Source organism: Paraburkholderia steynii (assembly GCF_900100565.1).
In the GTDB taxonomy this organism is placed as follows: domain Bacteria; phylum Pseudomonadota; class Gammaproteobacteria; order Burkholderiales; family Burkholderiaceae; genus Paraburkholderia; species Paraburkholderia terrae.
Map to the genome: position 1 here is coordinate 198,143 of NZ_FNDI01000004.1, position 21,173 is coordinate 219,315.

Annotated in this window: 20 protein-coding genes; 11 read left to right on the plus strand and 9 right to left on the minus strand. The window is 63.4% G+C overall.

Annotation, left to right across the window (positions count from 1 at the left end; all coding sequences use genetic code 11):
* Positions 1 to 378: 378 nt before the first annotated feature.
* The gene (locus BLT65_RS09690; protein WP_091777305.1) at positions 379 to 2,214 is read left to right on the plus strand and encodes a tannase/feruloyl esterase family alpha/beta hydrolase; all 1,836 of its coding nucleotides are present in this window, start codon (positions 379 to 381) and stop codon (positions 2,212 to 2,214) included.
* Positions 2,215 to 2,267: 53 nt separating this feature from the next.
* Here the strand turns inward: BLT65_RS09690 and BLT65_RS09695 are convergent, their stop codons facing one another.
* Positions 2,268 to 3,125, minus strand: coding sequence for a class I SAM-dependent methyltransferase (locus tag BLT65_RS09695; protein ID WP_091777307.1), 858 nt, complete (start codon positions 3,123 to 3,125; stop codon positions 2,268 to 2,270).
* Between the two features lie 307 nt (positions 3,126 to 3,432).
* Here BLT65_RS09695 and BLT65_RS09700 point away from each other — a divergent pair, with 307 nt between their 5' ends.
* The 4 genes from BLT65_RS09700 to BLT65_RS09715 are packed head-to-tail and all read left to right on the plus strand — an operon-like array spanning position 3,433 to position 7,725.
* Positions 3,433 to 4,641 carry an efflux RND transporter periplasmic adaptor subunit gene (locus BLT65_RS09700; protein ID WP_091777310.1) on the plus strand — a complete coding sequence of 403 codons (1,209 nt, stop codon included), beginning with the start codon at positions 3,433 to 3,435 and terminating at the stop codon, positions 4,639 to 4,641.
* Entirely contained in the window at positions 4,638 to 5,345 is a 708-nt protein-coding gene (locus BLT65_RS09705; protein ID WP_042312763.1) for an ABC transporter ATP-binding protein, read from the plus strand. The genes BLT65_RS09700 and BLT65_RS09705 overlap by 4 nt, the downstream gene beginning before the upstream one ends.
* Positions 5,346 to 5,378: 33 nt before the next feature.
* Positions 5,379 to 6,533, plus strand: coding sequence for an ABC transporter permease (locus tag BLT65_RS09710; protein WP_091777312.1), 1,155 nt, complete (start codon positions 5,379 to 5,381; stop codon positions 6,531 to 6,533).
* 25 nt (positions 6,534 to 6,558) lie between these two features.
* On the plus strand, positions 6,559 to 7,725 hold the full coding sequence (locus BLT65_RS09715) for an ABC transporter permease (protein WP_091777314.1): 1,167 nt from the start codon (positions 6,559 to 6,561) through the stop codon (positions 7,723 to 7,725).
* 31 nt (positions 7,726 to 7,756) lie between these two features.
* Here BLT65_RS09715 and BLT65_RS09720 read toward each other — a convergent pair whose 3' ends face one another.
* Together BLT65_RS09720 and BLT65_RS09725 are read right to left on the minus strand one after the other, a co-directional pair.
* Positions 7,757 to 8,194, minus strand: coding sequence for a YciI family protein (locus BLT65_RS09720; protein ID WP_042312756.1), 438 nt, complete (start codon positions 8,192 to 8,194; stop codon positions 7,757 to 7,759).
* 986 nt (positions 8,195 to 9,180) lie between these two features.
* Positions 9,181 to 10,086 carry a LysR family transcriptional regulator gene (locus BLT65_RS09725; protein WP_091777316.1) on the minus strand — a complete coding sequence of 302 codons (906 nt, stop codon included), beginning with the start codon at positions 10,084 to 10,086 and terminating at the stop codon, positions 9,181 to 9,183.
* Positions 10,087 to 10,188: 102 nt separating this feature from the next.
* Here BLT65_RS09725 and BLT65_RS09730 point away from each other — a divergent pair, with 102 nt between their 5' ends.
* Together BLT65_RS09730 and BLT65_RS09735 are read left to right on the plus strand one after the other, a co-directional pair.
* Positions 10,189 to 11,610: an aldehyde dehydrogenase family protein gene (locus BLT65_RS09730; protein ID WP_091777318.1), complete on the plus strand. Its 1,422-nt coding sequence runs from the start codon at positions 10,189 to 10,191 to the stop codon at positions 11,608 to 11,610.
* A gap of 274 nt (positions 11,611 to 11,884) precedes the next feature.
* Complete coding sequence (locus tag BLT65_RS09735) at positions 11,885 to 12,286, plus strand: hypothetical protein (RefSeq protein WP_425273113.1); 402 nt, start codon at positions 11,885 to 11,887, stop codon at positions 12,284 to 12,286.
* Between the two features lie 25 nt (positions 12,287 to 12,311).
* Here BLT65_RS09735 and BLT65_RS09740 read toward each other — a convergent pair whose 3' ends face one another.
* The 4 genes from BLT65_RS09740 to BLT65_RS47165 form a co-directional block, all read right to left on the minus strand.
* Positions 12,312 to 12,848, minus strand: a complete 537-nt coding sequence (locus BLT65_RS09740) for a hypothetical protein (RefSeq protein ID WP_091777322.1) — start codon at positions 12,846 to 12,848, stop codon at positions 12,312 to 12,314.
* A 107-nt stretch (positions 12,849 to 12,955) separates the two neighbouring features.
* On the minus strand, positions 12,956 to 13,303 hold the full coding sequence (locus BLT65_RS09745; RefSeq protein WP_091777324.1) for a gamma-glutamylcyclotransferase family protein: 348 nt from the start codon (positions 13,301 to 13,303) through the stop codon (positions 12,956 to 12,958).
* Positions 13,304 to 13,626: 323 nt separating this feature from the next.
* A complete protein-coding gene (locus BLT65_RS09750) occupies positions 13,627 to 14,244 on the minus strand; it encodes a lysozyme inhibitor LprI family protein (protein ID WP_244186470.1) in 618 nt (205 codons plus the stop codon).
* Positions 14,235 to 14,381, minus strand: a complete 147-nt coding sequence (locus BLT65_RS47165; RefSeq protein ID WP_007745195.1) for a hypothetical protein — start codon at positions 14,379 to 14,381, stop codon at positions 14,235 to 14,237. The genes BLT65_RS09750 and BLT65_RS47165 overlap by 10 nt, the downstream gene beginning before the upstream one ends.
* Before the next feature lie 238 nt (positions 14,382 to 14,619).
* Here BLT65_RS47165 and BLT65_RS09755 point away from each other — a divergent pair, with 238 nt between their 5' ends.
* The 3 genes from BLT65_RS09755 (at position 14,620) to BLT65_RS09765 (ending at position 18,388) form a co-directional block, all read left to right on the plus strand.
* Positions 14,620 to 15,129, plus strand: coding sequence for a GNAT family N-acetyltransferase (locus tag BLT65_RS09755; protein ID WP_091777328.1), 510 nt, complete (start codon positions 14,620 to 14,622; stop codon positions 15,127 to 15,129).
* Positions 15,130 to 15,183: 54 nt separating this feature from the next.
* The gene (gene yfcF / locus BLT65_RS09760) at positions 15,184 to 15,819 is read left to right on the plus strand and encodes a glutathione transferase (protein WP_091777330.1); all 636 of its coding nucleotides are present in this window, start codon (positions 15,184 to 15,186) and stop codon (positions 15,817 to 15,819) included.
* Positions 15,820 to 16,042: 223 nt separating this feature from the next.
* Entirely contained in the window at positions 16,043 to 18,388 is a 2,346-nt protein-coding gene (locus BLT65_RS09765; RefSeq protein ID WP_091777332.1) for an EAL domain-containing protein, read from the plus strand.
* Positions 18,389 to 18,396: 8 nt separating this feature from the next.
* On the opposite strand, the gene mnmH is transcribed toward BLT65_RS09765, so the two are convergent.
* Entirely contained in the window at positions 18,397 to 19,470 is a 1,074-nt protein-coding gene (gene mnmH, locus BLT65_RS09770) for a tRNA 2-selenouridine(34) synthase MnmH (protein ID WP_091777334.1), read from the minus strand.
* Positions 19,471 to 19,642: 172 nt separating this feature from the next.
* Here mnmH and BLT65_RS09775 point away from each other — a divergent pair, with 172 nt between their 5' ends.
* A complete protein-coding gene (locus tag BLT65_RS09775; protein ID WP_091777336.1) occupies positions 19,643 to 20,245 on the plus strand; it encodes a CBS domain-containing protein in 603 nt (200 codons plus the stop codon).
* A gap of 19 nt (positions 20,246 to 20,264) precedes the next feature.
* Here BLT65_RS09775 and cobA read toward each other — a convergent pair whose 3' ends face one another.
* Positions 20,265 to 21,026, minus strand: a complete 762-nt coding sequence (gene cobA, locus BLT65_RS09780) for a uroporphyrinogen-III C-methyltransferase (protein WP_091777338.1) — start codon at positions 21,024 to 21,026, stop codon at positions 20,265 to 20,267.
* Positions 21,027 to 21,173 lie beyond the last annotated feature (147 nt).

Genomic DNA, 21,173 nt, shown 5'->3' on the forward strand with positions numbered 1-21,173 from the left:
GATGATGAGTGCATGGCGTGCGGTTCGCACGCTGCACCATTGAGGTGAGCGGGCGACGACACGCGTCGCCGCCAATTGCGCGCACCATATCACCGCTTCTGAAAACAGGCAGACGGATTGCAAATCCCGCGTTGGGCGCGTGGTTTCAGGCGTTGCCACGCCTTGTCTCGGTGCATCGCAGGATTTTGCCGTTGCAGAGTTAGCGCAGCCTTAGCGCGGCGGTCGTCTGTGAACCGATAAGAAAAACAGATTGGATCGCGCCAAATTGGCAATCGTGTCAGTCCCTTACGTTGGCTATCCTGAGCGTGCAACTGGTTGCTTGTTCTGCTAGCGGCGCATCGCGCGAGCGCCGCATTCCGATGACAACAGGAGACAGAGATGCGTGTGATCTGCAACGCAGGATCGCTTGCGTGCGCTTTGCCGACAGCGGCGAGCGCAGGGCGTGTGACAGAACGTGTGCAACATGACCTCATGCGCCGCCTGCTGGCCGCGTTCACCTTGCTCGTGTCGCTGCTGACGGCAATGGCCTGGCCGTCCGGCGCGCATGCGGCGGCGGGCCTCGCCAACCTGGCCGCCGTGATGCCCGCGATGAACTGCGCAGCCGTCGCGGGACTCGACCTGAGCGGCGTGACGGACGGCACGGTCACGATCACCTCGGCTGTCGTGCTGCCGGCGGGAACGGCCGTCGGCCAGCGCACGCTGCCCGCACCCGTGTGCGACGTGAAGGGCACGATCGGGCCGGGTGCATCGCTGTTCGAATTGCAACTGCCGACGCAAGGCTGGACCCAGCGCTATCTGCAAACGGGCTGCGGCGGGCTTTGTGGAAACCTGTCGGTCAACGCGCCGATGGCCTCGACCTGCGTGCCCGTCACCAACGGACAGATCGCGATGGCCGCAACCGACATGGGCCACGAAGGCGGCAACGACGGGTCATGGGCGCTCGACCCGAAGGCGAAGCTCGACTTCGCGTATCGCGCGGAGCACGCGACGGCGCAAGTGGCGAAGGCGATCATCAACAAGTTCTACGCGCGGCCCGCGAAGTACGCGTACTTCGACGGTTGCTCCGATGGCGGGCGCGAAGCGCTGATGGAAGCGCAGCGCTTTCCCGACGACTTCGACGGCATTGCAGCAGGCGCGCCCGCCAATGATCTGATCGTGCAGAACACCTTCCATCACGGCTGGGCGGCCGCCGCGAACATCGATCCGAAGACGGGCAAATACATTCTGCTCGCGGACAAGCTGCCGCTCGTCCATGCCGCCGTAATGAAGGCGTGCGACGGTATCGACGGCGTGACGGATGGCGTGATCGACCGTCCGCAGGCCTGTCGATTCGATCCTGCGACGCTGGTGTGCGCGAAAGGGCAGGCGGCGGCGACGTGCCTCTCGGCGGCCGAGGCGACGGTGGTGCGCAAGATTCACGACGGCGCAACCGATGCGAGCGGCGCGCGTCTGGAGCCGTTCGTCTCGCGCGAATGGGGCTCGGAGCTGAACTGGAGTCTCTTCGTACCGGCAACGGATGCAGGGCCGAGCGGCAGCATCAACTTCGTGATGCCGTTCCTGCGCTACCTCGACTACTTCAATGGATCGAATGCATCGGCGAGCTTTAGCGATCTGAAGTTCACGATCGACGCGTTCCTGAAGACCGTGCCGACCTCGAAGTACCTCGCGGCCACCGACCCCGACCTGCATCCGTTCGAACGGCGCGGCGGCAAGCTGCTGTTGTGGCACGGCCTCGAAGATCAGCACATTTCGCCGCGCTCGACGATCGAGTACTACACCGCAATGAAGAACCTGATGGGCAGCGAACGCGTCGACGCCTTCGCGAAGCTCTATCTGTTCCCGGGCGTCGCGCATTGCGGCGGCGGGGAGGGGCCGAACACGTTCGATATCCTCACGCCGCTGATGTCATGGACGGAGACGGGCGCGAAGCCGGGCAAGATCGTCGCGTCGATCGTCGATTCGACGGGGCAAACCACGCGCACACGCCCGGTATTCCCGTATCCGGCCGTGGCGCGCTACACCGGCTCGGGCAGCACCGACGACGCGTCTAACTTCGTGTCGGCGCAAGGCGACACGCATGTCGATCTGAACTGGATGGGAGAGTGGCTCTACTCGCCGGGTTATGAGGCATGGTGCCAGGCGCAGGGCTCGCAGCTGAACTGCACGGGCGGCAATAACTGGAGCAGCTATCGGAAGACGTCCAACGGGTTCTAGGCAATGACCGCGCGCCGTCTTTTCATGACGGACGGCGCGCGGTTCATGAACCTTCAGGTGGTTGCAACGAGAAACGCTTCACCCGTCGACGGCCTGAGTCCATCGGACCGGCCCGCAAAATAGCGCTCGACGAGATCGGCCGTCGACACATGCTTGACGCCCTTGAAACCTGCCTCGCGCGCGAGCGTGAGCATCTCGACTGGCTTGAAGAAACTGACGAACGGCGTGCCCGCGGCCCGCGCGCGCTCATAGACGAACTGATGCTGCGCGCGCTCGGCGGGATCGATCAGATCGAGCGGCAGAAGAAACGTCATTGCCAGCGTCGAGCCCGGCGCGAGTTTCGCGATCTGACGCAGCGTCGCCAGATTCGCCTCGCGCGTCAGGTACATCGAAACACCCGTCGATGCGATCACGGCGGGCGCGCTCGCATCAAAACCCGCGTCCGCAATCTGTTCCCACCACGACTGACCGGCTTCGAAGTCGACCGGTACGAGCCGCAGCCAGTCGGGAATGCCGTAATCCAGTTCGAGCAGGCGCTCGCGCTTCCATGACGTCGCGCCCGGCCGATCGACTTCGAAGACGCGCAGCCGCGACGCGATGCGCGGCTTGCGCTGCGCGAACGTATCGAGACCCGCGCCGAGGATCACGTACTGGCCGACACCGCGATCGGCCTGCTCCGCAACCAGGTCTTCGATGAAACGCGCGCGGCCCACGATCGACGCGCGATAGCCGCGCGTTCCCTGCGCATCCATATCGGGACGTTCGCGCCAGCTTGCGTCGGGCGCGGCGAGCCGCAGACCGACTTCGTCGTCGAGCACATGCGGCGGCGCGTCGACCTGAACATGCATCGCACGCCACAGAGCGACGCGTACGGCAGTGCTGTCCGCTGCGACAGTTTGTTTTTCTTCCATGATGCCTCCCTCGGAAATCGAACACCAACGGCCAGAATCTAAACCGTTAGCGCAGATGCCTGTCAACACTTGCGCGATGCAGCGGATGCTTATCGCATACACGGCACGCGACGCGTGGCCCGAATCGTAAGCACTCCCGGCGTTTTGCGCGCAAGCACTGTGTCGTCGCAAGCGGGATGCCAGGCCCGTGCAGACGCGGGCAGGGGGCGGCGCTATACTGTGGACCCATTTACACACTATAAGTAGCCGGCGTGGCGATGCGTCGAGACGCGCGACAGCATCAACCCTGCGGCAACGACATAAGAAATTGGCAGATCACGATCTGAAGCGGCTGAAAATCGACCGGCCAGCCGTCGCCACGGGTGGCCGCCGGCGCAACTGGATCGGCTACGGGGTCGTCGCGCTGATCCTCGTCGTCGCGCTCGTCGTCGGCCTCAGGCTGGCGGGTCCGCAGACCGTCGAGACCACGACCGTGGTGTCGGCTTATCCGTCGCAAACCTACACGCTGCTCAATGCAACGGGCTATGTCGTGCCGCAACGCAAGGCGGCCGTCTCTTCGAAAGCGCAGGGGCGCCTCGAATGGCTCGGCGTGCTGGAAGGCACGCGCGTCAAGAAAGACGAGATCATCGCGCGAATTGAAAGCAATGACGTCGAGGCGTCGCTTGCGCAGGCGAAGGCGCAGATCAAGGTCGCGCAGGCGAACCTCGCGCTGCAGCAGGCCGAGTTGAAGAACGCCGAGGTCAATCTGCGGCGCTCGAAAATCCTGGCGCCGAACGGCGCGATCCCCGCCACCCAATACGACGCCGACGTCGCGCGCTACGACAAGGCGGTGGCATCGATCGACAATAGCCGCGCCGCAATCGTGGCCGCGCAGGCGAACGCACAGGCCGCGCAGGTCGCCGTCGATCAGACCGTGATCCGCTCGCCGTTCGACGGCGTGGTGATCGAAAAGCACGCGAACGTCGGCGACAACATCACGCCGTTTTCGCAGGCCTCGGACAGCAAGGGCGCTGTCGTGACGATCGCCGACATGGACACGCTCGAAGTCGAAGCCGACGTCGCCGAATCGAATATCGGCAAGATCGCCGTGAACGCGCCTTGCGAGATCCAGCTCGACGCGTTGCCGGACATGCGCCTTGCGGGCAGCGTGTCGCGCATCGTGCCGACCGTCGACCGTTCGAAAGCGACGGTGCTCGTCAAGGTGCGCTTCGTCGATCGCGACGCGCGCGTGCTGCCCGACATGAGCGCGAAGATCGCGTTTCTGTCGAAGCCGGTGCCGCCGGAAGACCGCAAGCCCGTGGTCGCGGCGCAGCCGGCGGCCATCGTCGAGCGCGATGGCCGCAAGGTGGCGTTCGTCGTCAAGGATGACAGCGTGCGCGAAGTGCCCGTCGCGACAGGCGCGACGCTCGGCGAACTGGTGGAAGTGAGCGGTGTGCGGCCCGGCGACGTGCTGGTGCGCGCGCCGAACGAGCACATCAAGGACGGCGCCAAAGTCACCGTGGCGAAGAAACAGTGAGCGAGCCGATCAACGCAACGCCGCCGCTCGTCGATATCCGGCATCTCGTCAAATCGTACCGGCGCGGCGTGCAGACCGTGCCCGTGCTGTCCGACATCACGCTGGCGATCGGCGAAGGCGACTTCATCGCGCTGATGGGGCCATCGGGCTCGGGCAAGAGCACGCTGCTCAATCTGATTGCGGGCATCGACCGGCCGGACGGCGGCGAGTTGCGCGTCGGCGGGCTGGATATCACGCGGCTCAACGAGTCCGCGCTTGCGCAATGGCGCGCGGCGCACGTCGGCTTCATCTTTCAGTTCTATAACCTGATGCCCGTGCTGACGGCGTTCGAGAATATCGAGCTACCGCTGATGCTCACGCGCCTGACGCGCAAGGAGCGCCGCGAGCGCGTCGCGCTCGTGCTCGACATGGTGAATCTGGGCAATCGCGCGCATCATTACCCGTCTGAGCTGTCGGGCGGGCAACAGCAGCGCGTCGCGATTGCGCGCGCGCTGATCACCGACCCGACGCTAATCGTCGCCGACGAACCGACGGGCGACCTGGACCGCGCATCCGCCGAAGAAGTGCTCGCGATGCTGCAGCGCCTGAACCGCGAACTGGGCAAGACGATCATCATGGTCACGCACGACGCGCACGCGGCGGGCGCGGCGAGAGCGCTCGTGCATCTGGAGAAGGGAGAGCTGATCGATGGCACGGCTCGCTGAAGCGATCGCGACAGAATCCGGGATCACGCCGCCATGTATCTGCTGAAGCTGATCACGCGTAACGCGCTGCGGCACAAGCTGCGCACGACGCTGACCGTGCTCGGCCTGATGATTGCCGTGCTCGCGTTCGGGCTGCTGCATACCGTGATCGACGCGTGGTATGCGGGCGCGGCGGCCGCATCGAATGCGCGGCTCGTGACGCGCAACGCGATCTCGCTGACGTTCCCGCTGCCGCTCAGCTACGAGGCCCGTATTCGCGGTGTGGACGGTGTGACATTGGTTGCGCGCTCGAACTGGTTCGGCGGCGTTTACCGCGACCCGAAGAATTTCTTCGCGCAGTTCGCCGTGTCGGACAACTATCTCGACCTTTACCCTGAATTCATTCTGCCCGCGCAGCAGCGCTCTGATTACGAGCGCGACCGCAAGGGCTGCCTGATCGGCAGGCAGCTTGCGACCGCGTATGGCTTCAAGGTCGGCGATGTGATCCCTATCAAGGGGACGATCTATCCGGGCACGTGGGAATTCGTCGTGCGCGGCATTCTGGATGGCCGCGACGAATCGACGATCACGCGCCAGATGATCTTTCACTGGGACTATCTGAACGAATCCGTGCGCAAGATGCCGGGGCGGCGCGCGGATCAGGTCGGCGTGTACGTGGTCGGCATCGACAATCCTGACGATGCCGCCGCGATTTCCCGCAACGTCGACAACGTGTTCAAGAACTCGCTCGCCGAAACGCTGACGGAAACGGAACAGGCGTTTCAACTCGGCTTCGTCGCGATGTCGAATCAGATCATTGCGGCGATCCGGCTCGTGTCGTACGTGGTGATCGTGATCATCATGGCCGTGATGGCGAACGCGATGGCGATGAGCGCGCGCGAGCGCACCACCGAATACGCGACGCTCAAGGCGCTCGGCTTCGGGCCGGGCTTTCTCGCGCTGCTGATGTTCGGCGAGTCGCTGACCATCTGCACGGTCGGCGCGGGCCTCGGCATGCTCGCGACACCACCCGCCGCGAGCTTCTTCAAGCAGGCGACGGGCGGCGTGTTCCCGGTGTTCACGGTGTCGCACGAAACGATGCTGCAGCAGGCCGCGTGCGCGCTCGTCGTCGGGCTGGCTGCTGCCATCATTCCGGCGCTGCAGGCGGCGCGCGTGCGGATCGTCGAAGGCCTGCGGGCGATCGGCTGAGATCAACGCTAAAGGCAAGCACAACGTGGCCATTCCGCTTTCGTACATCGCCCGCAATCTGTGGACGCGCCGTCTGACCACGGCGCTGACGGCGGGCGGCCTCGCGCTTGTGGTGTTCGTGTTCGCGACGGTGCTGATGCTCGACGCGGGGCTCAAGAAAACGCTTGTTTCGACGGGCGAAGCGGACAACGTCGTTGTGATTCGCAAGGGCGCGGAAACGGAGGTGCAGAGCGCGATCGACCGCGGCCAGGCCAACGTGATCGAGATGCATCCTGCCGTGGCGATGGGCGGCGATGGCAAGCGGATGGCGTCGAAGGAGTCCGTCGTGCTGATCTCGCTGCTGAAGCTCGGCACGGGCAAGCCGTCGAACGTGGTGATACGCGGCGTCTCGCCTGCCGCGATGAGCTTGCGGCCGCAGGTGAAGCTCGCGTCGGGGCGCATGTTTGCGCCGGGGTCGTCGGAGATCATTGTGGGCAGCAGTATCGCGAAGGGCTTCAGCGGCACGCAGCTTGGCGAGCATCTGCGTTTCGCGCAGCGCGACTGGACGGTGGTCGGCACCTTTGATGCGGGCGGCAGCGGCTTCGATTCGGAAATCTGGGGCGACGTCGATCAATTGATGCAAGCGTTCCGGCGCACGAGTTATTCGTCGATGGTGGTGCGGATCGTGGAGTCCGATCAGTTCGAGCGTTTCAGGGCCGATATCGATGTCGATCCGCGTCTTGCGGAGGAGGCGAAGCGCGAGCAGACGTTCTATAGCGACCAGTCGAAGGCGCTCTCGACGTTTCTCAACATCCTTGGCTTTACGCTGTCGACGATCTTTTCGATTGCCGCGATGATTGGCGCGATGATCACGATGTACGCGTCCGTTGCCAATCGCGTCGCCGAAATCGGCACGCTGCGCGCGCTCGGGTTTCAGCGGGCGAACGTGCTGGCCGCGTTTTTGATCGAGGCGGTGTTGCTGGGGCTGGTCGGCGGGTTGGCGGGGTTGGGATGCGCAGCCTTCATGCAGTTCGCGTCGTTTTCCACGACGAACTTCCAGACCTTTGCGGACCTATCGTTCCGGTTCATCCTCACGCCGGCGATTGTTTTGAAGACACTGGCGTTTTCGATGACGATGGGGCTCGTCGGCGGGTTTTTGCCCGCGATGCGGGCGGCGCGCATGAATATCGTTGATGCGTTGCGTGCGCGGTGAGTTTGCTGCGTGCCGCCGACGGGTTTTGTCGTTAGTTTGGCTTGTGCGTTTGCTGTTCGATCTCGGCGCGTAGGCGGTCTTCCTGCTCGCGTAGTTCGGGGGTGAACTCGTCGCCGAAATCTTCGGCGGAGAAGACCTGACGGATCTCGATTTCGGAATCGCCTTCCATTGGGTTCGGGCAGCGCCGGACCCATTCGACAGCTTCTTCCATCGATTTCACCTGCCAGAGCCAGAAGCCGGCTATCAGTTCTTTTGTTTCTGCGAACGGGCCGTCGATTACGGTTCGGTTTGCGCCTGAGAAGCGTATACGCTTGCCGCGGGAGCTTGGGTGCAGGCCTTCGCCTGCCTGCATGATGCCCGCCTTCACGAGTTCTTCGTTGTATTGGCCCATTGCTGTTAGTAGCTCGGTGGTGGGCATCTTGCCGGCTTCTGAGTCGCTCGTTGCTTTTACGATTACCATGACTCGCATGTTTTTTCTCCTGGCTGACCTGGTTGGGACCGCGGAATGGCGGGTTTCATTTTGACGACGATTGAGGGTGGGGGGAATCGACAACATGGTTTGGTTTTTTTTGCCTTTGCGCTGGCAGCCGGGTTTTGCTTTCTTGGCGCGGGCGGTTTGCTTTGCTTGTGTTTTTCGCTGGCATCCGCGATTTGTTGGCGTGCTTCAAGCGTCGCCCCTGTGCGGGGCGGCACCTACTTTTCTTTGCCGCCGCAAAGAAAAGTAGGCAAAAGAAAGCGGCTAACACCGCCAGCACGTGTGTTTGCCTGAGGGCCCCCAACCGGTCTTATGCTTCACACGGCAATCACGTGACTCATGTTCGTTGCCAACGCTCTGAATTGACGCCTCACCTGCTTCACGGGTCCGCGTCGCAGCACGCCGTGCCAGATATTCCACGGCCGCCCAGGTGGCAAACTGTGTGTAGGCCGTAGCACCTCACACGCCTCACTTCGGACGATAGCGCATGCGTCCCACCCTGTAAGAGCGCTACCCTGTACGACGCGACAACCTACACACAGTTTGCCACCTGGGCCGCGCATACCGTTCGCTGCCGTGAGCCCATGTGCGGGTGCTTGAAGCGGGTGAGGCGCTCATTCGGAGCGTTGGCAACATACGCTGAACGGAGACGCCGCCGCGTGAAGCGTAAGACCCTGTGGGGGCCCTCAGGCAAGCACAAGAACTGGCGGTGTTAGCCGCTTTCTTTTGCCTACTTTTCTTTGCGGCGGCAAAGAAAAGTAGGTGCCGCCCCGCACAGGGGCAACGCTTGAAGCACGCTAACAAAACGCGGATGCCAGCACAAAGGCCGAAACACCGAACGGCGACGCGTGAACGGCAAACACCATAACGCGGATGCCAGCGAAAGAGCGAACAAACCGAAACACCCGCGCCGCAAAGCCGCAAACGCGAATGCCACCGCAAAGACCAAAACACCACACAGCGTCGCAGACAAACAACCCCTACCCCTTGCGCTGCAAATCCGCCGATTCCCGAATCATGGCGATCAACGCCCGCAACCCGGCGGGCACATGCCTCCTCCCAGGATAATAAAGACACAACCCATCCAGCGGCGGCGTCCAATCCTCGAGCACACGAACCAGCGTCCCCGCGAGGAGATCCTCAGCCACCGTCCATTCGGACAAGTAAGTCAGCCCAACACCAGCCCGCGCAGCGCTCAACATCAAACCGGATTCATCAAGGGTCAGCGCCCCCTTGCCATCGATCCGCACCGTCTCCCCATGCCGCTCGAACTCCCACTGATAGATCGTGCCACTCGGCATACGAGTCCGAATACAACGATGCTGACTCAACTCGTCAGGCGTACGCGGCGGCCGATGCCGCGCAAAATACGCCGGACTCCCGACCACAGCAAACCGCTGCTTATCGCCGAACGGCACGGCGATCATGTCCTGCGGCACCGTCTCCGCAAGCCGAATCCCCGCATCGAACCCTTCGACCACGATATCGATCAGCCGGCCTTCAGTAACGATATCGAGCTTCATCTCCGGATAACGCGCGAGGAACGCAATGAAAACAGACATCGCCTGATGCGCCGCCCCGACGGCCGTGTTGATGCGCAACGTGCCGCTCGGCGTGTCGCGAAAGCTGCCCGCCTGCTCCAGCGCGACGCGGATCGTCGACAGCGCGGGCGCCACGCTGTCGACAAACTGCGCGCCCGCTTCCGACAACGACACGCTGCGCGTCGTGCGATTGAAGAGCCGCACGCCGATGCGCGCTTCGAGCGCCGCCACGGAATGACTCAACGCTGAGGTCGAGACGCCCATTTCGTTGGCGGCGGCGCGGAAGCTCCGGTGACGCGCAACAGCCAGCACCGCTTCGAGTTCGCTCAGGCCGGTGGTCTTCATTATCCTGTTTTGCTCAATAGGTCATCTCCGATTGTACGACTAGTCGCGTCAATCAGCCGCCGCTATCTTTATGGCACTGAAGGCAAGTCACGGGATACGCAGATGCACACAATCGACACGATCTATATCGACGGCGCGTTCGTCACGCCGCACGGCGACGAATGGTTCGACCTTTTCAACCCCGCGACCGAGCGCGTGATCGGCCGCGTGCGTCTCGCCGACGCAAAGGATGCGCGCGATGCAATCGCGGCGGCGAAGCGCGCGTTTCCGACGTTTTCGCGCACCAGCAAGCGTGCGCGCATCGACATGCTCAAGCGCATGCATGCCGCCGTCGTCGCGAAAGAGGACGAGCTTTACGAGGCGATCGTCGAGGAATACGGCGCGCCTGTGTCGCGCGGCCGCTGGATGGCGCAGCACGCGAGCAACGTGCTGATCGAAGCGGCGAAGGTGCTGGAGCAGTACGAGTTCACGCGCCGCGCCGGCACGGCGGAAGTCGTGATGCAGCCGCTCGGCGTCGCGGGGCTGATCACGCCGTGGAACAGCAACGCAGGCTTCATCTGCGGCAAGCTTGCGGCCGCGCTGGCGGGGGGCTGCACGGCTGTCGTCAAGCCGAGTGAAATGAGCGCGCTGCAGACGCAGATCGTCACGCAGGCGCTCCACGAAGCGGATTTGCCGCCGGGCGTGTTCAACATCGTGACGGGACGCGGCGATTCCGTCGGCGCGCAGATCAGCTCGCATCCGGATGTCGCGAAGATTTCGTTCACGGGATCGACGGCCGTCGGCAAGACGATTCTGCGCACGGGGGCCGATACGCTCAAGCGCGTCACGCTTGAGCTGGGCGGCAAGTCGCCCACCATCGTGCTCGACGACGCGGACTTCGAGCAGGTCGTGCCGCTCGCGATCAACGCGGGCTTCATGAACAGCGGGCAGGCCTGCATCGCGGGTACGCGTATTCTGGTGCCACGCCAGCGGCTCGCGGAGTTCGAGGCGCGCGTGCGCGACGAAGTGGCGTTGACGCAATCGGGTGATCCGCGCGATCCGCGCACGACCGTCGGTCCGATGGTCAGCCAGAAACAGTGGGAGCGCGTGCAGCGCTATATCGGCATCGGCATCGACGAAGGCGCGCGGCTGATTGCGGGCGGAGAAGGGCGTCCCGATGGTCTCGATGCCGGCTGGTTCGTGCGGCCGACCGTCTTCAGCGACGTGACCAACGACATGGCGATCGCGCGCGAGGAAATCTTCGGGCCGGTGCTGTCGATCATCGCGTACAACGACACCGAAGAAGCAATCAAGATCGCCAACGATACCAACTACGGCTTGCAGGCGTACGTGTTCGGGCAGGACAAGACGCGCGCGCACGAAGTGGCGTCGCGCATCGAGGCGGGACGTGTGCTCGTCAACACACTGGCGCATGAGCCGGCTGCACCGTTCGGCGGATTCAAGCAGTCGGGCATTGGACGCGAGTACGGCACATACGGCATCGAAGCGTTTCTTGAGCCGAAGGCGTTGCTTGGCGTGCTGTGAGCGTGTCGTGATGCGTTGAGCGTGGCGGTGAAGGACAGGGTGTCTTTCACCGCCTTTCTTTTTCAGGCTCGTGTTAGCGAAGGACGATCGCCATGCGCCGAGCCCGGACGGAGCACGCCGCCCGTTGACGCGCACAATCGAGCCAGCACGCATGTGATACGCGAAAGTCTGCGTAAGCGAGCCCTTTGTGGCGAGCCTCCCAACGCGTGGAGCGCGTTGTTATCGTTTCGGCATCTTCATTACTGCAACGGCAGCCGCCGTTCTGCCGATCGCCATGCTCTCGCTCAAACGCCTCTCACTTTTCGCCGCGCTCGTCGCGTTGACGTCCGCCGCTCATGCACAAGTGCCGCCTTCGTCCGATCTTCCGCCGTCGCACGACGGCCCTGCGCACGACGGTCCGCCGCCGCATGGTCCCGGCTTCGCGGCCATCAACGACCTCGAGCATCTGCAGCGTCTCTACGACATGAGCGGACGCGATGCCGAAATGAACGCGGTCTATCACGACGTGCTGTCGAAGACGCACGATACGGCGCTGCGTCACTACGTGTATGTCGCGTTGGCGCGCAACCAGTTGAAACCCGCCAACGTCGATCAGGCGATCGACACGATCCGCAAGAGCCTCGACGAAGATATCGACACGCTCGACAAGCAAGCTGCGCTGCGCCCGAAGCGCTGACGCGTGTCCCTGCTCGCTGCCCGCATCACGCGAGCAGCGAGATCAATCCTCCGATCGTCAGCCCCGCCGCGAGCCACTTGCCTGCGGTGTAGAAGCTGTTGCGCTCGTCCTGCGGCTGGTCCGGCCGCTCCAGTCCCAATGCGCCATAGGCGAATGCCTTTACCGGCGAGACGTTGGAGGGGCTTGCTTCTGTGCCGCCAGTAACATCGTCTGTTGCGGCGGGATCGGCGATGTCGCTGTCGGTCGCGGCGGAGTCCGGCGTGTCGGTGTCCGTATCCGTTTCTGTATCCGTACCTGTGTCAGTCGATGCCGTCGCCGTCTGCACATTCGCCTGATCCGTAGTCTGCGCACGCGAAGCCGCCGCCGCGCCTTCGGGCGAAATGCTGACCGTGACGCCCGGCTGCGCGGGTTTCGTCGCAGCGTCCCGCTTCCCTTCGTTTTGCGCAGCGCCGATCACGTTGTTCGCCGCGGACTGCGCGGCTTGCGCCGATGCTTCGCCGGACACGGAAGCGAGATTCGTCGATGGCGTTGTCGCCGTCCCATATCCGACACTGCTTACCATTGCACGCCTCCTTCAGTCGCGAATTCCAGTTGCACTGATGGCGGTAACGTCCAGTTGCGCGCGCAACTTGAGGCCTCGTAAGGCCCGGTAAGCAAACCGGGCATGCGTCATGCGGCGATATACACCCACGCATCGATGCCGGACTTCAGCGTGACGTGTACGCGCTTGTAGTCCGACACCTCGTATTCGTCGGCGGCGAGCAGTTCCTGCTGGGTGATCTCGAAGACCGTGCCTGCCACTTCGTCGGCCGGATTGGCGCTCGGGCGCACCACGGGATGATGAGTCTTGCCGCTGATTTCCACGACCTTCGGATCGCCGATGGCGAGCAGCGTCTGCGCATAGCCGGGCAGCGCGTCAGGCCGGTCGGCGAGTTCGCGGCCGAAGCTGGAGATCTGTACGTTGCGATCCTGCAGCGTGCCGTATGAGAAGAGATAAACGATGTCGGGCGTGTTCAAGTGGCGCTCCTCGATTCGATTCGAAAAAGGAAGTCTACCGTCACGGCTTGACACGCGCCTGCGACCGTCGCCGCGGCCCTTCGGAAAATCCAAGGAGGGAAAAATCGTCGTCAACTATCATGCGCGCGACGAATACGCCGTGTCGGTTGGCTATCGGTCTGAGGTTGTGTTCAGCGAAAAGCTGGATCTGGGCGGTTGCTTCTCTACTACGCGCCATCGGGCCCGACGCTGTAGATGCAACAAAAGATCTCGAACGTTGTGGCGTTCGAGATCTTTTGTTTTAACGTTTCGTTTCTTCGCTGTGGCCGCTTTCGACGCGCTGCCTATTGCGACGCGCTGCCGTCGGCGGAAGGCGCTGCAATCATCGCGACGCCGCAGAACCAGCCATCGGATGCAGGCTCACGCGCTTGCCATTGCGCGCGTTTGCCCAGCACGTTATCGCATTGCGCGGGCGGCACGAGGTCTTGCGTCGTGGCCGTGCATTGCTGGACGTCGCGGCTGAACGCCTGCGAATCGAATGCCTTGGGCTTGTCGGCGGGCTTGCTCACGGCGGCCAGATCCGTGTCGACGGGCCGCGGCGCGCGCGGTTCGTCCGGCGATGGCGTGTGCAACTGCTCGCGGATCTCTTCGATACGCGTCGAGTACCAGTCGGTCAGACACGCGACGTCCCTGCAGTTTTCTTCGCGCCATGCCCATTTGCTGTCGCTCTCTTTTCTGTACGCGCGACGATCGGCGGCTTGTCGCTGGGCGAGCTTGAACAGCTTGCCCAGTTCGTCGTCCGCTCTGGACAGACCATCGTCGTGGCAGATCAGCGTCTCGGCCGGCGAATGCGCCTTCGCGCAGTTGAAGCTGGTGGCATGCGCGCTGGTCATCGCAAGCAGGCCGAGCGCGGCTACGGTGGATCGGTTGAGCTTCATCGGAATGTAGATGGCTAGTGACACACGACAACGCATGTGACGGCGCTGATGCCCGCCGCCGCGCCGACCAGGCCGCCGAGCATGAAGGTCTGAAGCGACGTCGCGCATCCTTGCAGACACAGGATGGCCGCGAGCAGGATGGAAGCAGTGGTAAAGCGCATTGGCCCCTCGATGCAGATAGTCTCGATCCGCAAGCATAGGTGCCGTGTGCGCGCGCATTTAGGCGAGCAACGGGCGATAAAGCCGATTGCTTACGAGAAGTTGCGCACCCGTCAGGATGTGGAAGAGATGGCGCGCTGAGCAAGCGCGAAGCATGCACAAACGTTCAAGACCGCGCGCCGCCATCCGCGATACGCTGGATTCCGTACGGTAGATCCGGGTATTCAGCGCGAGGGCGACATGACGACTTCCACCACTGCAACCACGTTAACCACGCCTCAGGTGCTTCCCCAGATTCGCGAAGCGGTTTATCCGGGCGATACCGCGCCGCTCGTCGAGATCGTTCGTGAATACGTGAGATGGCTCGATATGGACCTGTCGTATCGCGGCTTCGAAGAAGAGATGCAGTCGTTCGAGCAAACGTATACGTTGCCTTCAGGCATGTTCCTGATTGCGGAAACTACGGCGGAGATAGCGGGCTGCGTGGGGCTGTTGCGCCATTCGGATGAGGTCGCCGAAGTGAAGCGGCTTTACGTGCGCTCCGCGTATCGTGGGCTTGCGCTTGGCGAGACGCTCATGCATGGGTTGATCGACAAGGCGAAGTCGCTGGGCTACGCAAAGCTCGTGTTAGATTCCGTACCTCAAACGGCTTTCGCGCAACGACTCTACGAGCGTTTGGGTTTTACCGAAACGTCTCCGTACTATGCGAATCCCGTTCCCGGTACGCGCTTTCTCGAACTCGTGCTCTGAAGCGCAAGAGGGCGCGCGCCACGAACGCTCATCACGCACGCTTGCAAGGAGCCTATGTCGTCGGCCAACTCACTGCTTCTTTATGTGGATGCGCAATTCGCGAGTCCGTATGCGATGTCGGTTTTCGTCGCGCTTCACGAAAAGCATCTGACATTCGACATGCGCACCGTCGATCTGGGCCGTCATGCGAACAACGAGCCGGATTACGCCGCGACTTCCGTCACGCAGCGTGTGCCGACGCTGGTTCACGATGGGTTTGCGGTGTCCGAGTCGTCGGCGATCACCGAGTACATCGACGACGCTTTCGAAGGCACGCTGCTTTATCCGGCGGATAGAAAGCAGCGCGCGCGGGCGCGCCAGATTCAGGCGTGGCTGCGCAGCGACCTGATGCCGATTCGTAGCGAGCGCCCGACAGAAGTGGTGTTCTACGGCGCGCAAGGCGGGGCGCTCTCCGCCATCGCGCGCAAGTCGGCCGACAAGCTCTTCCTGGCTTGCGATGCATGGCTCGCACCAGGCGCACAGTCTCTGTTCGATGAATGGTGCATTGCCGATGTCGACCTCGCGTTGATGCTCAACCGCCTCGTGCTGAACGGTGACGACGTGCCGAAACATCTCGCCGATTACGCGCGACATCAATGGCAAAGGCCGTCCGTGCAACGCTGGGTCCAGTTGCAGCGGCCACCCCTTTAACGCGTGGGCTGCGATTTGTTTCCCACATAAAGGGAGTAAACGGTTGCATTCGCAACATAAATTGCATTGAATGCAAGCTGCCCGCACCGCGAACGTCAAATGTGAAACAAAACAGGCCGGCTGGCATTGACTGCCTGACTGTGAGAATTGATGTGAAGTATTAACCTCAGGCGTTTGCTGCCGTTATACATCGGCAGAGTGACCGAACTGGCCTGAGTGAATAATGCTTTTCTCCCCGACGGAACAGACGTCCGACGCCGGATTTAGAAGCCGGTTTCACCGACGTTCGCTGGAACATCAGCGACCCCTTTCGACCGTGACGATGGCGTTTACCGTCGTCGCGTACATCGCCTTCGCTTTCGCGCGCAGCCTCGACGCGGGACCAGCCGTGCCGCTCGTATGGCGGCTCGCGTGCGCGATCGTGCTCGCGTTGCTGGTCGTCGCGATTCCGCGGACCAGGAGCACCCGGGTATTCGGCGGCATCGGCGTCGCGTACACGCTCGTCCTGCTGGCGGGGCTCGCGTTGAATGTGGTCGGGCTCGAAGAGCCGTTGTTATGGGCGCTGCCGGCGATCGTGGTGATCTCCGTGTGCGCTGCGCCGCTGTGGCTCACACCCGCGCACTTCTGCATCGGCACCGCGCTGTTCTACGCGGCGGGCACGCCGTTGCTGCTGAGCCTGCCGGACCCGCACGGCGACGTCAGCGTCGTGTGCTGGATGTGGATCCTGATCGCGGTGCCGACCTCGGCCGTGTTTCATCTCGGCTTCTACTGGTTCCGGCGCAATCACTTCCTGCTCGAAGACCGGCTCGCGCGCCTCGCCGCCACCGATCCGCTGACAGGCCTTCAAAACCGCCGCGCGTTTCTGGAGCAGGCGGCGCTGCGTCTGTCGAAGCTGAATAGCGGCGCGAAGGTCAGCGCGATCTTTCTCGACATCGACTACTTCAAGTCGCTCAATGACCAGTTCGGCCATGCTGTCGGCGATCAGGCGCTGTCGGACGTGGCGCGCGTGCTGAAGGAGCTGACGGCGGCGGCCGATATCGTGAGCCGTATCGGCGGCGAAGAGTTTGCGCTGTTGCACGACGCAGCGCTGCGTCCCGCCGCGCAGCTGGCCGAAACGCTGCGCGCGGCGATCGGGCGCATCGCGCGCCCCGATGGCCAGTTGAGCGCGAGCTTTGGCGTCGCGGAATATCGGCCGGGCGAAAGCGTGATGGCGCTGCTCGACCGCGCGGACGAGGCGCTGCTGCGCGCGAAGTATTCGGGGCGCAACCGCGTGTGCGCGGAACGCGCGACCCTTGTCGACCCGGTGCGCCTGACATGGACGCACGTCCGCGCGGGCGACGGCACGGCGTCGCAGCCGATCCGCCAGCAATGGGACGACTTCTGGCTGACCTCGCATTTCCAGCCGCTCTACAGCCTGTCGCACCAGAAGCAGGTCGGCTTCGAGGCTCTGTTGCGCGGCGAGCGCGAGGATGGCGCGCAGGTGCCGCCCGTCGAGCTGTTTTCCCCCAAGCCATTCACCGATCAGGGCGAACTGGACCGCACCAGCCACGCGCTGCATCTGAACAATGCGCGCCGCCTGATACCGGACGACGCGTGGGTCTTCCTCAACATCCTGCCCGCTACCTTCGTCGCCGACGGCTATCCCGACCAGCTCGCGGAGATCGCGCGCTCAGCGGGCATTCCGTCCGATCGCGTGGTGCTCGAACTGCTGGAGTCGCACGGCGGCAGCGTGGACGATATGTCGCGCGCGGCGGGTCAATATCGCGATCACGGCTTCCTGATTGCCGTCGACGATTTCGGCGCGGGCCATTCGAACCTCGACCGGCTGCTGCGCATCCGGCCCGATCTCGTGAAGCTCGACGGCGAATTGATCCGCGCGAAGAGCCCCGGCGCGGATCAGCCGATCCTGCCGAAACTCGTGTCGCTGCTGCATCAGGCGGGCATGCTCGTGGTCGTCGAAGGCGTCGAGACCACGGAGCAACTGATTCTCGCCGTCGAATCGAATGTCGATTTCGCGCAAGGCTATCTGCTCGGCCGTCCGGCACCGACCGTGACGCCGCCCGATGCCGTGCATCGGCGCATCGATCACGCGTTCGACGTGATCGCCGAAGGGCGCGCGCATCAGCATGCGTTGTTCGAATCGGAAGTACGACCGTACCGGCAGGCGCTCGACGCGGGTGTCGATGCGTGGCTCAAGGGCGTGCCGCTCAACGACGCGTTCTACGATCTCGCGCAAATGGAGCTATGCATCAGCTGCTTCGTGCTCGACGACACGGGCCGGCAAATCGGGCATGAAGTGTCGGGCAAGGCTTCTGTCATCGACGGCGGTTCGCTGCATCCCGTCGCGAATCCACGCGATGCGCGCTGGGACCACCGGCCGTATTTCCGCAATGCCGTGCTGCGGCCGGGCGTGCCCATCACGAGCAGCCCGTATCTGTCGCTGGCGAGCGGCAGGCCGTGCATCGCGGTGACGGTCGCGTTGCAGTCGGCCGTGGGACGCTGCGTGGTCGGCGCGGAGCTGGACTGGTCGCTGCAGCGTCTGCCTTGGCCGACGGCCGAGCATTGGTGATGCAGGAGTTATCGGAAGGCCGGTTCGTCGCTCGATGAATGCAGTTGCGCGAGCAGCGCGCAGGCCTGTTCGTGAAGATCAGAAGCCGTTGGGCGAAGCGCGAAACGTGTCGATTCGGGCAGCCGCGCAAAGTGCTTGCCCGTGCTGCGCGCATACGCGGGGTCGTAATGCAGATCGATCAGCTGCTCGAATAGCTCGACACGGCGATCTTCGTCGATCATGTTGTGCCATTCGCCGATTCGCACGCGTCCATGCAATTCGACGAGCCGCGCGAGTTGCGACTTGAAGAGGGCACGGTCGTCGAACAGGTGCGCATAGTCCTGCAGCAGCAGGCGGATGCGCTCGTCGCGTTCCGTCACCACGGCGACGCACGAGCCGCGACGGATCTGCTCCGTCAACGAAGCGGGCAACGCAATGGACCCGATGCGCCGGCTTTCCGCTTCGACGAACACGGGCTGTTTCGCGTCGAACCTGCGCAAGGTGCCGACGAGCGCGGTATCGAATGCTTTCTGCGAGGGTTGCGGCTCGTTGGGGAGCATGCCGAGAATCGAGCCGCGATGCGCGGCCAGCGCTTCGAGGTCGAGGGTTTGCGCATCGGCCCCCGCGAGCGCGTTCAGCAGACGCGTCTTGCCGCTGCCCGTGTGGCCCGCAAGCACGATGTAGCGGAACTGCTGTGGCAGCGTGTCGAGGAGTATGACGACGTTGCGGCGGTAGGTCTTGTAGCCGCCGTCCAGTTGCCGCGCGCGCCAGCCAATCAGATTGAACCACGTCGCCATCGAAGCGGAACGCTTGCCGCCGCGCCAGCAGTAAATCAGCGGACGCCAGTTGCGCGGACGGTCCGCGAAGGTCGTCTCCAGATGCGCGGCGATGTTGCGCGACACCATTGCGGCGCCTTGCCGGGTCGCCTCGAATGGCGACACCTGCGCGTACATCGTGCCGATGATCACGCGCTCCTCGTTGGACAACACGGGCGCGTTGATGGCGCCGGGAATGTGGTCCTCGGCGAATTCGAGCGGCGTGCGGACGTCGACGATTTCATCGAAGTCCGCGATCTGGTCGAGCGTGACGAGAAGCGAGTTCAAGGGCTGAAGCCAAAGGCCGCCGCGGCGCGGCGTATCGATGGATTATCGCATGTCGGACTGTTTTTTCCGTCCGCGGCCGTCCGCACCCGCAAGCGGCGCTCGCGTGCAAATACCTCACGTTATGATGTAAAGTAACGGAAAGCGACGTAAGCTGAAGGTATGGAGGCGCAACATGTCGATTTCGTCGGTATTGCAATGGTGTTTCGGAACCCAGCGGCATCATATGGGACTCGACCACGGCAACGGTGAATCGGGCGACGAGCGGCGTTCACCGGAACGGCAGGAGGAACAGCGAGCACTGCTCGACGAGCTGCGTCGGCAGGCGTATTTGCGCGATCTGCTGCGGCTCACGTGCGCGGATGTGATGCGCAAACCGCCCGTCACGGTGTCTGTCAGTGAAACCATCGGCGGCGCGCTGGCAACGCTGGACGCGCACCATATCAAGCTGCTGCCCGTGGTCGATGCCGAAGGGCGCCTCAAAGGCGTGGTAACGCATGTCGATCTGCAGCCGCTGGACGAAGTGCTGCCTTTTCTCAAGCTCGCTTCCGACACCGTCGCGCCCGAGAGCGAAAGGCGCGAATGGCCCGTCACGACGGTGATGTCGAGCCACGCGCAGCACGTCGATGCGACGGCGCCGCTCATGGAAGTCATTCCGCTGTTCACGAAGAACGGCCATCATCATCTGCCTGTCGCGGATGAGGACGGGCGCGTCGTCGGCATGCTGACTCAGGCCGATATCATGAAGATGATGTACGGCCATCCGGGCGGCTTGTAAGCGCGCCGTGCATTCGAATTCACGCGCTCAGCTGGCGTAACGGTTCGCCGCGCGCGGCCAGTTCCACGATCGCCTCGCCGATCGCGCCACCAATCAGGATCACGGCCGGGCTGGCAATCTGTCGCGCCGCCGCGCGCGCCGCGATGTCGCCGAGCGGCGCGCAAACCCGCTTCTCGCGCGACGTGCCTGCCCACTGCACGACGGCAGCGGGCGTATCGGGTGCTAGCGTCTCGCCCAATGCTTCACTGATGCTGTCGATACGGCTCGCGCCCATGTAGATCGCGAGCGTCATGCCCGTCGCCGCGAGCTTCGCCCAGTCGGGCTCGGTGCCGTCGCGCAGGTGCGCGGTCACGAAGATCACCCCCTGGCAATGATCGCGATGCGTGAGCGACACGCCAAGCGAGGCCGCCGCCGCGAATCCCGATGAGATCCCGTTGACGATCTCGACGTCGATCCCTGCGTGCCGCAGATCCGCGATCTCTTCACCGGCGCGGCCGAACAGCAACGCGTCTCCACCCTTGATACGCACGACGTGCTTGCCTTGCAGCGCGTAGCGGCGCATCAGGCGCTGGATGAACGCTTGCGGCGTGGACTTGCAGCCGCCGCGTTTGCCGACCTTGACGACGCGGGCATGCGGCGCTTTCAGCGTCGCGATCTCGTCGTTCACGAGGTCGTCGATCAGCAGCACGTCGGCGGCTGCGATCGCCTTGGCCGCCTTGAAGGTCAGCAGATCGAGGTCGCCGGGTCCTGCGCTGACGAGTGTGACTTTGCCCGTGTTCATTCTGTTCTCCATCGCGTGATCGTCGATCTTTGGCCGCCAATGCAAACGGCGTCCCGTCCGTGCATGCACGAAGGGGACGCCGCTGTCCTGTGTGATTCTGCTGTTAAGTAATTCGATGCCGGCGCCTTTGCCGGCGAAGCAGTTATT